Source organism: Hyphomicrobium sp. (genome assembly GCF_035687085.1).
Classification (GTDB): domain Bacteria; phylum Pseudomonadota; class Alphaproteobacteria; order Rhizobiales; family Hyphomicrobiaceae; genus Hyphomicrobium_B.
In genome coordinates this window covers 241094-255678 of sequence record NZ_DASRYS010000013.1, presented here as the reverse complement: position 1 = coordinate 255678, position 14585 = coordinate 241094, and the positions used below count along the sequence as shown (strand labels likewise).

The window sequence follows — 14585 nt, the reverse complement described above, 5'->3', positions numbered from 1 at the left end:
CCGAGCACGCGCCATTTTGGTGCCGATGGCGCCATCAAGGAAAAAAATGAACCCGAATTATCAGAAACTTGCGATCTGGGCGGCGTTATTCGTCCTCTTGCTGGCACTATACAACCTCGTGAGCAATCCGAGCACGACCCGCCGCACGAACGAAATTCAATATTCGGAATTTCTAGATGCCGTGGATAAGGGTAACGTGTCGGAGGCCGTGCTTTCGGGCAATCGCATCACGGGTACGAAACGGGATGCGGGCGCCGGGGACGCGACGTTCTCGACGTATGCTCCGGAAGATCCCAACCTCGTGACCCGCCTGCGCGAGAAGGGTGTGAAGTTCAAAGCGAAGCCCTCCGAGGATGAAGTGCAGTCGATCACGAGCATTCTCCTGAGCTGGTTCCCGATGCTGCTGCTCATCGGCGTGTGGATTTTCTTCATGCGTCAGATGCAGTCCGGCTCCGGGCGCGCGATGGGTTTCGGCAAGTCTCGCGCGAAGCTTCTGACGGAGCGGCATGGCCGCGTGACGTTCGAGGATGTCGCCGGCGTGGACGAGGCGAAGGCCGATCTCGAAGAGATCGTCGAGTTTCTCCGCGACCCGCAGAAGTTCCAGCGCTTGGGCGGACGCATTCCGCGCGGCTGCTTGCTGGTCGGCCCTCCGGGCACCGGTAAGACGCTCATTGCACGCGCCGTTGCCGGCGAAGCCAACGTGCCGTTCTTCACGATCTCGGGTTCCGACTTCGTCGAAATGTTCGTCGGCGTCGGCGCAAGCCGCGTGCGCGACATGTTCGAGCAGGCGAAGAAGAACGCGCCCTGCATCATCTTCATCGACGAAATCGATGCCGTCGGCCGTCATCGCGGCGCCGGTCTCGGTGGCGGCAACGACGAGCGCGAGCAGACGCTCAACCAGCTGCTCGTCGAGATGGATGGTTTCGAGGCCAACGAAGGCATCATCATCATCGCGGCGACGAACCGTCCCGACGTGCTCGACCCGGCGCTGCTGCGTCCCGGCCGTTTCGACCGCCAGATCGTCGTTCCGAACCCTGATGTGGTCGGACGCGAGCGGATCCTGCGCGTTCACATGAAGAAGGTGCCGCTGGCGCCGGACGTCGATGCCAAGGTCATCGCGCGCGGTACACCGGGCTTCTCGGGTGCGGATCTTGCGAACCTCGTCAACGAGGCAGCCTTGCTTGCCGCCCGCCGCAACAAGCGTCTCGTGACGCAGGCCGAGTTCGAGGATTCCAAGGACAAGGTCATGATGGGCGCCGAGCGCAAGACCATGGCCATGACCGAGGAAGAGAAACTCGCGACCGCGTATCACGAAGCCGGCCACGCCATCGTCAACCTCGTCGTGCCGGGCAACGATCCCCTGCACAAGGTGACGATCATTCCGCGCGGCCGGGCGCTGGGCGTGACGATGAGTTTGCCGGAGCGTGACCGCCTCAGCTATTCGAAGCAGTGGTGCGAGGGCAAGATCGCGATGGCCTTCGGCGGCCGCGTCGCCGAGCAGATCATCTATGGCCGCGAACACTTGAACACGGGTGCTTCGAGCGACATCAGCCAGGCGACGAACATCGCCAAGAAGATGGTGACGGAGTGGGGCATGAGCGACAAGCTCGGGCCGCTGCTCTACTCGGAGAACCAGCAGGAAGTGTTCCTGGGCCATTCGATCACGCAGCAGAAGAACATGAGCGAGGAAACCGCCAAGCTCATCGACGAGGAAACCCGTCGCATCGTGACGACCGGCCAGAGCATCGCGTGGGAAGTTCTGACCAAGCACAAGGCCGAACTCGAAGCCATGGCGCAGGCGCTCATGGAATACGAGACGATCAGCGGCGACGAGTGCCAGGCGATCATGCGCGGCGAGAAGATTTCGCGTCCGACGGACGATGACGGCAGCAAGGGCCCGGCCGGTTCGGCCGTGCCATCTGCGGGCCGGCAGCCGCCGCGGCCGCGGGGCGAGCCCAAGGGCGGGATCGATATCGAGCCCGAGCCGCAGCCGCAGTAACCGGCCGGAATGGTCCTCTATTTTCCCGGCGGCCGCGATCATCTCGCGGCCGCCTTTTTATGAGTTGGGCGTCGAAAGAGCTTCCTAAGAAATGAAACGATCCGTCTATCTGCAACCGAGTGCAATCTTCTGGGACCGGAGCGTGCCTCGCGCCATCGACGAAGCCGACGTTCCGGAGTGGAAGGGGCTGCCTCTTGCCGGGAGCCGCCTCTCTTTTGCAGCGCTCGACGTGCTGACGCGGGCCTCGCCCGTCACGAAGCGGCGAACGGTCGTGCTTGGCGATGCCTTCAGCGGCGACTGGGGACGCGACGCATTATCGGCTGCCGATATCCTGCAAGAGCTGTCGCAGCCGCGCGGGCGCGTTGCGGGCTTATCGCTCGACCGGCCGCGCATCATGGGCATCGTCAACGTCACGCCGGATAGTTTTTCCGACGGCGGTCAGTTCGCGACAACGGAGGCGGCGATCGCACAAGGCTTGCGCCTTGTCGAAGAGGGCGCCGACATTCTCGACATCGGCGGTGAAAGCACGCGGCCGGGTTCTGACGCCGTTCCCCTTGATGAAGAACTGCGCCGTGTCATTCCCGTTGTCGAAGGCTTGCGGGCCAAGACCGACGCGGTGATCTCGGTCGATACGCGCAAGTCGGAAGTGATGCGGCAGGCGGCTGCCGCGGGCGCCGACATTCTCAACGACGTCTCGGCGTTCACGTACGATCCGGAGGCGCTTGAGGTTGCCGCCGAGACCGGGCTTCCGATCTGCATCATGCATGCGCTCGGCGATCCTAAGACGATGAACGACAATCCAAAGTACGACGACGTCGTGCTCGATGTTTTCGATTATCTGGAGAGCCGCATTCAGGCGTGCGTTGCTGCCGGTATTCCGAAGGCGAAGCTGATCGCTGATCCGGGTATAGGTTTTGGCAAGCACCTTCATCACAACGTGGCGGTCATGGCGGGACTTGCGCTCTATCACGGGCTCGGTGTGCCGATCCTGCTCGGCGCCAGCCGCAAGAAGATGATCGGTCAGCTCTGCAATGTGGATGCCGCGAAGGACCGGGTGCCCGGTTCGCTCGCCTGCGCGATCGCGGGCGCGGCTGCGGGCGTGCAGATCATTCGCGTGCACGACGTTGCGGAAACGAAACAGGCGATCGAGGTCTGGCGTGCATGCCAGGCCGGCACGGAGAAGGGGCTCGACTGAGCCTCGCGGACGTTGGCGATGTAGAGCGCGTAGAGCGAGCCAAGCGTCGTTCGCGCATGCGTTGTTCACCCCACCCCTAACCCCTCCCCGTCGAGGGGAGGGGAATCCGAGCGGCATACTCAGTGTCCTGGGCTGAACCCCGTCAAGGGGAGAGGGAATCGGCCTGCGCTATCTGATTTTGGCGGGCATCATCCGCAGGCCGGCGTAGAGGCAAAGGATGAGCGCGATGAGTGCGCCGGCCAGTGCCGGGGCGCGCCAGTCGGTGCTTGCCACGCGTGTGATGATGAGTCCGGCGCAGACGACGATCCCGGCGATCGGCAGGGCGATCGGAATCTCGAATTGTCCGGTAGGTTCGCCCGCGCGCTGCTTCAGGACGACGAGCGACGCATTCACGGCAATGAAGACGACGAGCAGCAGCAGGACGGTCGCTGCGGCGAGGTCGGCTATATCTCCGGCTACGACAAGCAGGAGCAACAGTGCGAGGATCACCGCGACGGCGACGTGCGGGGTTCTCCGCGTGACGTGTACGCGGCCGACGAAGCCAGGCAGCAGGCCCTGGCCCGACATGCCGTAGATCAGGCGCGAGGCCGTCACGTAGTTGACGAGCGCTGTGTTGGCGACCGAGAAGAGCGCGATGAAGCTCATGAGTTCGGTCGGTATGCTCGGCGCGGCGCGCTGGAGGACGGCGGTCAGGGGGCTCGGGGCGGCGGCGAGTTCGTTCCACGGCAGCACGGACACCGCGGTGATCGAGACGCCGACGTAGAGGAGGGCTGCCGAGGCCGTCGCTATGATGAGCCCGCGCGGAATCGTCCGCTGCGGGTCCTTGCATTCCTCGGCGACGTTGATGGCGTCCTCGAAGCCGATGAAGGCGAAGAACGTCAGCACGGATGCCTGCAGGACGACGAGCGCCACGCCCGTTTCCGATTTGCCTGCGGGGGTCTCGAAGTAGTCGACCGTGCCCCAGTAGGAGAAGCCCGCGGCGATAACGAGGAGAATCCCTGAGACTTCGAGCAACGTGCAGAGCACGTTCACCCACATGCTCTCGCGGATGCCACGGAAGACGATGCCGCTCAGGATCAGCAGAAAGCCGATCGCGATTCCCGTCGGCGACACCAAGTCGAGGCCGGTGAGGTCGGCGAGGATCGCGGCGAAAATTTTTGACTGCGTCGCAATCGAGGTCAGGCCTGATGCCACCAGCGCGAGCCCGATGGTGAAGCTCAGCACCGGAATTCGGAAGGCGCGGTCGGTCACGTAGGCGGCGCCACCGGCGCGCGGGTAGCGCGAGCCGAGCGATGCGTAGGACAGCGCCGTCAGTAGCGCGGCAAACATGGCAATGAGAAACGACAGCCAGACGGCGGATCCCGCTTCGCCCGCAGCCTTGCCGATGAGCCCGTAAATTCCCGAGCCCACCATGCTGCCGAGCGCATAAAGCGCGAGTTGCGTCGTGCCGATGGAGCGGCGGAGGCCCGGCTGTTCGTCAGTCGGCGCTTTGGCCACCACGTCACATCCTTCTTGCTATTTGCTGGAACTGGTCAGCTGGCCGCGGCCTTGCGATCGGCGAGGCGGCGTTCGACCCCTGCTATGATGGCTTTGCGGATATCATCGGTTCGCTTCAGGGTCGGCGCAACAGGCACATGCTGCGCTTCCGCCAACGCCCTGAGGTTTTCCGCCGATTTGATTTCCTGGAGTGACTTCATCAGGCCTTCGCGGCCGTGCTTGGCGAGTGTGACCATGGCGGAGAAGCGGTAGGGATTGAAGGCTTCGCCACTGCCACTGCTCCGCTCGCGCTTAGGCGCGGGAGCTGGGGCTCTCGGAGCTTCAGCAACGGACGGCTGCTCGACGAGGGAGGGGGCCGGCGGCATCTCGCGGACGAGCATGCGATTGATGGATTTCGTCAATGCGGCGGCCAGCCGGCCGGCGGCCTCGGCATCGAGGGCCGTCTCGCGATCAATATGCGCGCGGAAGAACGCTGCCATTTCATCGCCGGGCCAGAGCTGCTTGCCTTTGCTCATGTTCGACGCTTTCCCGCCTTCGATGATTAGGAAACGGAGACTTCGTTCTTCTTGTTTGCCGCCACGGTTTCGACCAGGCGCGCAATCTCCTGATACAGCTCTTTCACATCGCCGGCGCCATCGGAATACTTGACGTCGATCGATCGCAGCTGGCCGATGTAGTCGAAGGCGTTGGCGATGCCGTTGCGCTGCGGCAGAAACGTCTCGAGCACGGGATGCACGAGGCTGATCTCCTCGATCATCATATAATCCCGGTCGTCGTTGCGCACGTAGTTTGCGATGCAGACGTAACGGCGGTCTTCGGCCGGCATGGCGGCCAGATCGTCGAGACTGCGCATGTCTTCAATCAGCATTGCGACACGATCAACGGCCAGCTGAGACACGTAGTCCGGCCGGAAGGGCACGATGACCTTGTCGGCGGTCTTCAGCGCAGCGAGGGCGGCGAAGGAGAGGCCCGGCGCGCAATCGAGGATCACGACGTCATAGTCGCCTTCGAAGCGGCGGATGAGGCTTTCCATGCGGCCGCGAACGCGGTTGGCGACGATTTCGGGAACGTTGCTCTGGCTCGCCTGCTTCAGATAGAGCTCGCCCTGGATGTCCTCCAGAAGCAGCGAGCCGGGGACGAGCGAAATGGGGGCCGGTTTGCCGTTCGCCATTGACACGTCGCCGACGTTCCTTGCGACGTAGTCCGGGGCGTTCGCCGGAATGCCGTCAAAAAGGTCGTAGAAGTAGTCGGCGATCGTTTTTCCGGCCTTGCGGGCTTCGTTCCAGCCGTGGCCGCCCATGAGAATGAGTGAGGCGTTGCACTGGGAGTCGAGGTCGAGCAGCAGAACGCGCTTACCGCCGTAGACGGCGAGCCCGTGAGCCAGCATCACAGAGACAGTAGATTTGCCGACGCCACCCTTGCGGTTAGCGACCGCTAGAAAGACTGCCATAACGATCCCCTCGGATTGCGCCCGCTTATCGACTTTGGCCCCGAAGCGCGCGTCGCATCAATAGCGGACCTATGGGCCGATTCCGTGATGCGAGCCAACCTGTGGCTCAAAATCTCATTATGTGGAAAGAACCCCCATGTCCGTGCAACCCGGAGTGGAATCCGGTGCAAAAATTGCGGCAATTCAAACCATCACAATGGAATGCGCGTGCGCTGTCGGGCATCTATGGTCTCTAAGGGGAAGGGGAACCGCGCCGATGTCCGTCGGCGCTCGCGTTTCGCCGCAATTTCTTCGGATTGGCTTTGTTCGGGCGTTCTGCGCGACTGAGTTGATCTGCACGACGGGAGGTTAGCATGGTACGCCGCTATTTCGGCACGGACGGCATTCGCGGTCTCGCCAACACGCATCCGATGACATCGGAGATCGCGCTGAAGGTCGGGATGGCTGCCGGCACCGTTTTCCGTTCGGGCACGCACCGCCACCGCGTCGTGATCGGCAAGGACACACGGCTTTCCGGCTACATGCTGGAGGCGGCGTTGATGTCGGGGTTCACCTCGGTCGGCATGGACGTGTTTCTGCTGGGGCCAATGCCGACGCCGGCCGTCGCCATGCTGACGCGCTCGCTTCGCGCCGATCTCGGCGTGATGCTGTCTGCCTCGCACAACCCCTCCTACGATAACGGCATCAAGCTCTTCGATCCGGACGGCTACAAGCTGTCGGACGATATGGAAAAGCAGATCGAAGAGCTGATCGAATCCGATTCGAGCGCTCTGCTCGTTGAAGCCGATCGCATCGGCCGCGCCACGCGGGTCGAGAGCGCGCAGGAGCGTTATATCGAATTCGCCAAGCGCACGATGCCGAAGCAGTTGCGTTTAGCGGGTCTGCGCATCGTCATCGATTGCGCGAACGGTGCGGCTTACAAGGTGGCGCCGGAAGCGCTGTGGGAACTCGGCGCAGAAGTCATCAAGATTGGGGTCGAGCCCAACGGCCACAATATCAATTTGAATTGCGGATCGACGTCGCCGAAGGCGCTTGTCGAAAAAGTGAAAGAGCTGCGCGCCGATATCGGCATCGGTCTCGACGGCGATGCTGACCGTGTCGTGATCGTGGACGAGAAGGGCGAGATCGTCGATGGCGATCAGCTGATGGCCGTCATCGCGGAGAGCTGGCACCGGACCGGCAAGCTCGCGGCGGGCGGCATCGTCGCGACCGTGATGAGCAATCTCGGCCTTGAGCGCTATCTGCGCTCCATCGGCTTAACGCTGGCGCGCACGCCCGTGGGTGATCGCTACGTCACCGAGCACATGCGCAAGCACGGCTTCAATGTCGGCGGCGAACAGTCGGGCCACATCGTGCTTTCCGACTTCACCACGACGGGCGACGGATTGGTTTCTGCACTGCAGATTCTGGCCTGTGTCGTCGCCACCGGTAAAACCGTGTCGGAAGTCTGCAACCGTTTCCAGCCGCTGCCGCAGATCCTGCGCAACGTGCGTTACGCGAACGGCCAGCCGCTGGAAGATATGCGCGTCATCAAGGCGATCGAAGGCGCGAAGGCGAAGCTCGGAGACAATGGCCGTCTCGTCATCCGGCCGTCGGGCACGGAGCCAGTCATCCGCGTCATGGCGGAGGGCGACGATGAGAAGATCGTCTCGACCATCGTCGGTGACATCTGCGAAGCCGTGAAGTCGGCTGCAGCGGCGTAAAGTTTTTTCCGCTGACGATGAGGAGAGTGGCTGCAGGCGCGCGCCGTTAACCTCTCGTTAGCATCCCAGTGAGTTTACGGTTTCTGCTCCGCCGTCTCAAATTCCGACTGCAATTAAACTCGTCTTAAGCCTTCTCGGTAATATTCAGGACCGGTTTTTAGTACCGGTCCGGCGCGCAGCGCTGCGCCGCTTGAGAAGGGAAATCACATGCTCATTACGCGCAAAGTATTGCTCAGCGCGGCACTCGTTCTTGGCAGTGCTCTTAACGCGTCAGCGGCCGACCTCGGTGAGTACGGTCTCAAAGATGCCCCCATCATGGAGCCGATGCCGCGGGCTTCCGCCGGCTGGTACATCAGAGCGGACGGCGGCTACAATTGGTTCGCGAGTCCTTCCCTGAGCTTCAGCGGCCTTGATGTCGGAAACACCAGCCAAGACGGCGCGTGGAGCGTCGGTGGCGGTATCGGCCGCTATTTCGGACGCGGGTTCCGCGGCGATATCACGATCGACCACATCTTCAACTCCACGACTGAGTCCTCGCTCTTCTATGAACCGGGCGGTGGCCTTGTCGGCAATGCTCGCTTCGATCTGAGCAGCACGGTCGTGCTCGCCAACCTCTACTACGATTTCAACCGCGGCGGCCGCTTGGTTCCCTACATCGGCGCGGGCATCGGCTTTGCGCACAACTCGACGTCTTCGGGCACGTTCGAGCAGTGCGGCTGCACGAGCGAGTTCGACGGCAGATCGACGAACAACTTCGCGGCGGCGGCCATGGCCGGTGTGTCGTGGCGTCTTCGCGGCGGCCAGACAACCTACGTTGGCGGCATGAAGGATGAGCCGGTTGCCGTCAGCTCGGGCAACGCCCTCTATCTCGATGTCGGATATCGCTTCCTCTACCTCGGCGACGCCCAAACGGCTGCGTTCGACGGAGACGGTGTGGTTTCCAGCGAGAAGTTGAGCGACATCACCGCTCATCAGCTGCGCGTCGGCCTCCGCTACGATCTGAACTGATCTTTATCCCGGGCGCGCTTCTCCCGCGCCTTCGAGAAGAATGGAGCAGGGGTGTCTCGCGCCTGCTCCGCCCGGAATGCCAAAGGTGTGGTTTGTTCCGCGTGTTTTGCGTTCGTGTGTCCCTCCCGTGAAGCGTAGTGGGCTCCCTCTTCCGTCCGGGGAGCCCACGGACACCGATTGAAACCCGCTTTTCCCTCCTAGGGCTCGGTTAGCGCGTGTGTAGCGTTGAGCAGAGTCTTCGAGTGGCGCGCGTCATGCCGGCGCCTCGAATTGAGGGATCAGAAATGAAATTTGCGAAAGCGTGGGTTGCCACGTGTTTTCTACTTGCCGCCGGTGGAGCGCCTGCGATGGCCGCTGACTGGGGTGGCGTCAGAGATATGGGCGGCGGCGTTGCGATGCCCGTTCCCGCACCTGTTCCTGTTCCGACCTATGATGCCGATTCCGACTGGTATGTCGGCTTGATGCTGGGTGGAAATCTTTCGCAAAGCGCTTCGATCACAGACACGGATATCAATCTATTCGGGGATTCGAGCCCTGGCCACTTCGCCCGCGACGATGGCGATCTGCCCATGTCGCCGATCTTTGGTCTGACGTTCGGCCGCTATTTGACGCCGTCGTTGCGTGCTGAAATCGCGATTGACTACACGCCGGAATATCAGATCAGCAACGATTTCAGACTGGGGTATGTCGCAACGAACTCGGCACCGAACACGTCTGTCGGCGGCATCGATACGAATGCGTATTCGATTTCGCGCACGGACACGGTGAAGCTTTCGCGGACGACGGGCCTCGTGAACCTGATCTACGATATCGATACGGGGACGCGGTTCACGCCGTACATTGGCGGGGGCGGCGGTTTCTCCTGGCGACGCTTAAGGCGTACTTATGACGAGTCGGCGACGTGTATCGGTGCCATCAACTCGATCGACGGCCCGTATGATCCAGGCACCTGCTCCGGCAATCCCTCTCTGCCTGCTGATACCAGCACCACCAAAGGTTCCATGACCAAGAACCAGATCAATCTGGCCGCTGCGGTCCAGGCGGGTGTCGCCACGAACCTGACGGAGTCGATCATCTGGGACAATGGCTGGCAGATGCTGTGGGAACAGGGTGCCATTTCCTCCCACGTGCCGTCGGCGTCGGGCGGAAATCGCATCGTCTACAAGGATGCCGTCCTGCAGCAGTTCCGTTCGGGCCTGCGCATCAAATTCGATTGAAGACTTTCGCACCCCCGTGTTGCTTTGGTGCTTGGAAGGCGGTCGTTCGCGACCGCCTTTTTTCTTATGCGGCAGGCGTGCTAAAGAGCGCCCGATGTCTGAACCGAAGAAGCCGCAAGTCAAACCTGCCCGCCCGTTCTTCTCGTCCGGCCCGTGCGTCAAGCGCCCGGGGTGGACGCCCGATGCTTTGCGCGATGCGCTCATCGGGCGATCGCATCGCTCCGTAGACGGACGGGAAAGGCTGAAGCTCGCGGTGGAGCGCACGCGGGATATTCTGCGACTTCCACCTGGCTATCAGGTCGCGATCGTTCCGGGTTCCGATACGGGCGCGTTCGAACTTGCGATGTGGAACCTGCTCGGCCCGCGCGGTGTGGATGTGCTGGCGTGGGACATCTTCGGCCGCAACTGGCTGCGCGATGCCATGGCTGAGTTGAAGCTTGCCGATCTGCGTACGCTGGAAGCCGAGGCGGGGCATTTGCCGAACTTGGGTAAGGTCGATTTCTCCCGTGACGTGCTCTTCACCTGGAACGGCACGACGACGGGCGTAACGGTGCCGGATGGGAATTGGATTCCGGATGATCGCGAAGGCCTCGTGATCTGCGATGCGACGTCGGCCCTTTTCGGCGAGGTCATCGATCTCAACAAAATCGACGTGCTGACCTATTCCTGGCAGAAGGCGCTCGGTGGTGAAGCCGCGCACGGGATGCTCGTGGCCTCGCCCCGCGCGCTGGAGAGGCTCGCATCCTACCGGCCCCCGTGGCCCGTGCCGAAGCTATTCCGGCTTACGAACCAAGACGGGGTCATGCATGACGTTTTCGAGGGCGTGACCATCAACACGCCGTCGATGCTGTGCGTGGAGGACTATCTCGACGCGCTCACGTGGATCGAGGGCCTCGGCGGTCTCGATGCGGCCATCTGGCGGGCCCGTGTCAATTCTCAGGTCCTTTACGACTGGATCGACCGCACGCCGTGGGTGGCGCCGCTTGGGGCCGATCCCCAGACGCGGTCGCACACGCCCGTCGCCATGCGGTTTGCGGACCCCGGGCTGATGAGCGCGTCTGAGAGCGTGCGTCTTGATGTCATGCGCGAACTCGTGCGTCTGCTCGAAGCGGAGGCTGCAGGCTTTGATATTGCCGCTTACCGCGGCATGCCGGCCGGCCTTCGCGTCTGGTGCGGCGCTACGGTCGAGCGCGATGACATCGTGGCGCTTCTACCGTGGCTCGAATGGGCGTATGCGAAGGCTCGCAAAGAGGCGGTTTCGGGCTGAATTTGCTGGATACGTTTGCGTATTCTGGTTAACACCGGCCCTGTCAATGCCTTTTTATCGCGCTTCCCATCGGCCATAATTGGCGCGGCGGTTTCCCGCCCGGCAACGCGGTTCATCGGGGCACCGTCAGAGCTCAACCCAAGCGAAGGTCACAGCGAGATGCGTCTTGTCTTTGCGGCAGCTTTTCTGGCCGCCATGCCGTTCCACGCGCTTGCGGCCGAGGTAGCTGCCACATCGGTGGTCGACAACGTGACCGTGTTCCTCTCGGGTGCCGAGGTGACCCGCGTCGCGAAAGTTCACGTCGACAAGGGCGAGCATACGATCGTCATCGGCGACATCCCGGCGAGCGCCGTACCCGGTTCCATCAGAGTTGAAGGCAAGGCTACGGGCAAGCTCGACGTGGGCTCGGTTGATACGGCCGTCCGGCTCCTGCAGCGCGCCGAGAGCGAAGCCGCCGACCGGCAGCGCAAGACGCTGGAAGACACGATCCAGGCGCTGAAAGACCAGAGAACGACCGTCGAAGCGCAGGCGCAAGCCGCCAAGACGCAGAAAAAGCTGATCGGCAACCTGGCGCAGCTTCCGGCGCGCCCATCGCCACAAGCCGCTGGGTCTCCCGCTCCCGCCGCCGATGACTGGCCAAAGATCTTGGCTCTCATTGCGCAGGCGACCCAGGATGCGAGCCGCTTGGCACTCGATGCCGAGCAGAAAATTCGCGACATAAACCGGCAGATCACTGATGCCGAGAAGCAGCTCGCGGCGTTGGCGCCTGCCCGGACGGAGCAGACGGAGCTTCGCGTACACGTCGTCGCGCAGACGCCGCTCGAAGCCGATTTGAGCGTGCATTATCAGGTTCCGGACGCGCATTGGACGCCCTTGTACGACGCCCGCCTGGAGACGGGCTCGAAGATGGAGCCGCCGAAACTTTCGCTCGACCGGCGCGCGGCGATTACGCAGCGCTCGGGGGAGAATTGGGAAAACGTGTCGCTCAAGCTTTCAACGTCGCGACCGGGCGATGGCTCGTCGGCCCCCGATATCGATTCGCAATTCATCGATTACGAGCAGGAGCCAAAGCCGTTGGCAGCCGCCGCGCCGGCCGCTCCCGCGCCAGAGCAGATGGCAAAGCGCCGGAGTTTTGCCGCGCAAGACGCAGCCGGCGGCAACCTTGCGCAGGAAGCGCAATCGGAGCGCGTCCGCGTCGAGGAAACCGTGGCGCAGCTGCAGAGCGCGCCGTTCGAGGCCACGTTCGACGTTCCAGGGCGCGCAAGCATTGCAGGAACGGGCGAAGCCAAGCGCGTGCTGCTTGCATCAGAGGCGTATGAGCCCGCCTTGAGCTGCCGCGCCGTTCCCAAGCTCGATACCAGTGCTTACCTTTACGCCAAGCTCAAGCTTGCAAAGGGCACGCCGCTTCTGCCCGGCAGCATCTACCTCTTCCGGGATGGTACGTTCGTCGGCACGGGCGATCTGCCGCTTCTCAACCCGGGAAGCGAGCACGATATCGGCTTCGGCATCGACGATCAGGTGAAGATCAAGCATGCGGTTTTGGAAGAAAAGCGCGGCGAAAGCGGGCTCATTTCGACCTCGCACGTCGATAGCAGGAACTTCCGGGTCAGCGTAAAGAACATGCACGAGCGGGCCATCGACGTCACCATTCTCGATCGCGTGCCTGTGGCGCAGAACGAGGAGATCAAGGTCGAGCAGACGGGCAAGGTTTCGCCCACGGCGCAGAACGTCGATGACAAGCGCGGTGTCATCGCCTTCAAGGGCAAGCTCGAGCCGGATGAGGAAAAGATTCTGGAGTACGGCTATCGCGTTTCGTGGCCGGCTTCGAAGTCGATCGTCTACGGGCCTTAGAGGTCTGCGAGAGCGGTCTGGAAATTAGCAAAGCGGAATTGCCGCGAGGCCCTGGCCGTTGCCGGGGCCAAATCATGAGAAGTGTGGAAGGTTGAACTAAATGGCAAACGTCGTCGTGGTCGGAGCCCAGTGGGGAGACGAGGGCAAGGGCAAGATCGTGGATTGGCTGTCGGAGCGCGCCGACGTCGTCGTGCGCTTTCAAGGCGGGCACAATGCGGGGCACACGCTCGTTATCGGCGGCACGACGTTCAAGCTGTCGCTCCTGCCTTCAGGCGTTGTGCGGCCTGACAAGCTTTCGGTTATCGGCAACGGCGTCGTCATCGATCCGTGGGCACTGACGGAGGAGATCGCCCGGCTGACGCAGCAGGGTGTTGCGATCACGCCGGATAACCTCCGCATCGCCGAGAATGCGACCCTCATTCTGCCTTTGCACCGCGAGCTTGACGTCGTTCGCGAAGCCGCCGCCGGCACCGAAAAGATCGGCACCACGGGCCGCGGCATCGGACCCGCTTATGAGGACAAGGTGGGCCGCCGCGCCATTCGCGTGCAGGATCTGGCTTCGCCTTCGACGCTCGGGCCGAAGATCGACCGGGCGCTTGCGCATCACAACGCGCTGCGCCGGGGTCTTGGCCAGCCGGAAGTTGCGAAGGACGAGCTGATGTCCGAGCTTCTGTCGATCGCGCCGAAGATTCTCCCCTACACTGATGTGACGTGGGAGCTGCTCGAGCAGGCGCGGCGGCAGGGCAAGCGCATTCTGTTCGAGGGCGCGCAGGGCGCACTCCTCGACGTCGATCATGGGACATACCCATACGTCACGTCGTCGAACACTGTTGCGGGTCAGGCCGCAACGGGCTCCGGCATTGGCCCCGGCCACGTCGGCTATGTCCTCGGCATCGCGAAGGCGTACACCACGCGCGTTGGATCGGGACCGTTTCCGACGGAGCTTACGGACGCGATCGGCGAGCGCATTGGCGAGCGTGGCCGCGAATTCGGCACCGTGACAGGCCGCAAGCGGCGCTGCGGCTGGTTCGACAGCGTTCTCGTCCGGCAGGTGGCGAAGGTTTCGGGCATCGACGGCATTGCGCTCACCAAGCTCGATGTTCTCGACGGCTTCGACACCATTCGCATTTGCGTCGGCTACAAGCTCAACGGCGAGCGCATCGAGCGTCTGCCGGCAAGCTCGTCGGCCCAGGCCGAAGTCGAGCCGATCTATGAAGAGTTCGAAGGCTGGTCGCAGTCGACGCAAGGCGCGCGGCGCTGGGCGGATCTTCCGGCACAGGCGGTGAAATACGTGCGCCGCGTCGAGGAGCTGATCGAATGCCCGATTACGCTCCTCTCGACGAGCCCCGAACGCGACGACACCATCCTGATGAAGGACCCCTTCATCTGAGCTGAAAG

General features: G+C 62.7%; 11 protein-coding genes. 8 read left to right on the top strand and 3 right to left on the bottom strand.

Annotated features, from left to right (window positions below; all coding sequences use genetic code 11):
* The first annotated feature begins 46 nt into the window (after positions 1 to 46).
* Together ftsH and folP are read left to right on the top strand one after the other, a co-directional pair.
* Positions 47 to 1999, top strand: coding sequence for an ATP-dependent zinc metalloprotease FtsH (ftsH, locus tag VFG26_RS11905; RefSeq protein WP_325025527.1), 1953 nt, complete (start codon positions 47 to 49; stop codon positions 1997 to 1999).
* 91 nt (positions 2000 to 2090) lie between these two features.
* Positions 2091 to 3194, top strand: a complete 1104-nt coding sequence (gene folP / locus VFG26_RS11900; RefSeq protein ID WP_325025526.1) for a dihydropteroate synthase — start codon at positions 2091 to 2093, stop codon at positions 3192 to 3194.
* A gap of 168 nt (positions 3195 to 3362) precedes the next feature.
* Here folP and VFG26_RS11895 read toward each other — a convergent pair whose 3' ends face one another.
* Genes VFG26_RS11895 through VFG26_RS11885 form a run of 3 tightly spaced genes read right to left on the bottom strand, consistent with a single transcriptional unit; the run spans position 3363 to position 6141 of the window.
* Entirely contained in the window at positions 3363 to 4694 is a 1332-nt protein-coding gene (locus tag VFG26_RS11895) for an APC family permease (RefSeq protein ID WP_325025525.1), read from the bottom strand.
* A gap of 32 nt (positions 4695 to 4726) precedes the next feature.
* Complete coding sequence (locus VFG26_RS11890; protein WP_325025523.1) at positions 4727 to 5206, bottom strand: hypothetical protein; 480 nt, start codon at positions 5204 to 5206, stop codon at positions 4727 to 4729.
* Between the two features lie 26 nt (positions 5207 to 5232).
* Positions 5233 to 6141: a ParA family protein gene (locus VFG26_RS11885; RefSeq protein WP_325025521.1), complete on the bottom strand. Its 909-nt coding sequence runs from the start codon at positions 6139 to 6141 to the stop codon at positions 5233 to 5235.
* Between the two features lie 353 nt (positions 6142 to 6494).
* Here VFG26_RS11885 and glmM point away from each other — a divergent pair, with 353 nt between their 5' ends.
* The 6 genes from glmM (at position 6495) to VFG26_RS11855 (ending at position 14577) form a co-directional block, all read left to right on the top strand.
* Positions 6495 to 7844, top strand: a complete 1350-nt coding sequence (gene glmM, locus VFG26_RS11880) for a phosphoglucosamine mutase (RefSeq protein ID WP_325025519.1) — start codon at positions 6495 to 6497, stop codon at positions 7842 to 7844.
* 207 nt (positions 7845 to 8051) lie between these two features.
* Positions 8052 to 8852 carry an outer membrane beta-barrel protein gene (locus VFG26_RS11875; RefSeq protein WP_325025516.1) on the top strand — a complete coding sequence of 267 codons (801 nt, stop codon included), beginning with the start codon at positions 8052 to 8054 and terminating at the stop codon, positions 8850 to 8852.
* A gap of 347 nt (positions 8853 to 9199) precedes the next feature.
* A complete protein-coding gene (locus VFG26_RS11870; RefSeq protein ID WP_325025514.1) occupies positions 9200 to 10069 on the top strand; it encodes a hypothetical protein in 870 nt (289 codons plus the stop codon).
* A 94-nt stretch (positions 10070 to 10163) separates the two neighbouring features.
* Positions 10164 to 11336, top strand: coding sequence for a phosphoserine transaminase (locus tag VFG26_RS11865; RefSeq protein WP_325025512.1), 1173 nt, complete (start codon positions 10164 to 10166; stop codon positions 11334 to 11336).
* A gap of 159 nt (positions 11337 to 11495) precedes the next feature.
* Positions 11496 to 13187 carry a mucoidy inhibitor MuiA family protein gene (locus VFG26_RS11860; RefSeq protein ID WP_325025510.1) on the top strand — a complete coding sequence of 564 codons (1692 nt, stop codon included), beginning with the start codon at positions 11496 to 11498 and terminating at the stop codon, positions 13185 to 13187.
* 100 nt (positions 13188 to 13287) lie between these two features.
* A complete protein-coding gene (locus VFG26_RS11855) occupies positions 13288 to 14577 on the top strand; it encodes an adenylosuccinate synthase (protein WP_325025509.1) in 1290 nt (429 codons plus the stop codon).
* The last annotated feature ends 8 nt before the right edge of the window (positions 14578 to 14585 follow it).

What these genes read in the sequence shown, in the direction of transcription:
- ftsH (WP_325025527.1), top strand. Translation starts at nt 47, where the DNA reads ATGAACCCGAATTATCAGAAACTTGCGATCTGGGCGGCGTTATTCGTC.
- folP (WP_325025526.1), top strand. Translation starts at nt 2,091, where the DNA reads ATGAAACGATCCGTCTATCTGCAACCGAGTGCAATCTTCTGGGACCGG.
- VFG26_RS11890 (WP_325025523.1), bottom strand. Translation starts at nt 5,206, where the DNA reads ATGAGCAAAGGCAAGCAGCTCTGGCCCGGCGATGAAATGGCAGCGTTC.
- VFG26_RS11885 (WP_325025521.1), bottom strand. Translation starts at nt 6,141, where the DNA reads ATGGCAGTCTTTCTAGCGGTCGCTAACCGCAAGGGTGGCGTCGGCAAA.
- glmM (WP_325025519.1), top strand. Translation starts at nt 6,495, where the DNA reads ATGGTACGCCGCTATTTCGGCACGGACGGCATTCGCGGTCTCGCCAAC.
- VFG26_RS11875 (WP_325025516.1), top strand. Translation starts at nt 8,052, where the DNA reads ATGCTCATTACGCGCAAAGTATTGCTCAGCGCGGCACTCGTTCTTGGC.
- VFG26_RS11870 (WP_325025514.1), top strand. Translation starts at nt 9,200, where the DNA reads ATGGCCGCTGACTGGGGTGGCGTCAGAGATATGGGCGGCGGCGTTGCG.
- VFG26_RS11865 (WP_325025512.1), top strand. Translation starts at nt 10,164, where the DNA reads ATGTCTGAACCGAAGAAGCCGCAAGTCAAACCTGCCCGCCCGTTCTTC.
- VFG26_RS11860 (WP_325025510.1), top strand. Translation starts at nt 11,496, where the DNA reads ATGCGTCTTGTCTTTGCGGCAGCTTTTCTGGCCGCCATGCCGTTCCAC.
- VFG26_RS11855 (WP_325025509.1), top strand. Translation starts at nt 13,288, where the DNA reads ATGGCAAACGTCGTCGTGGTCGGAGCCCAGTGGGGAGACGAGGGCAAG.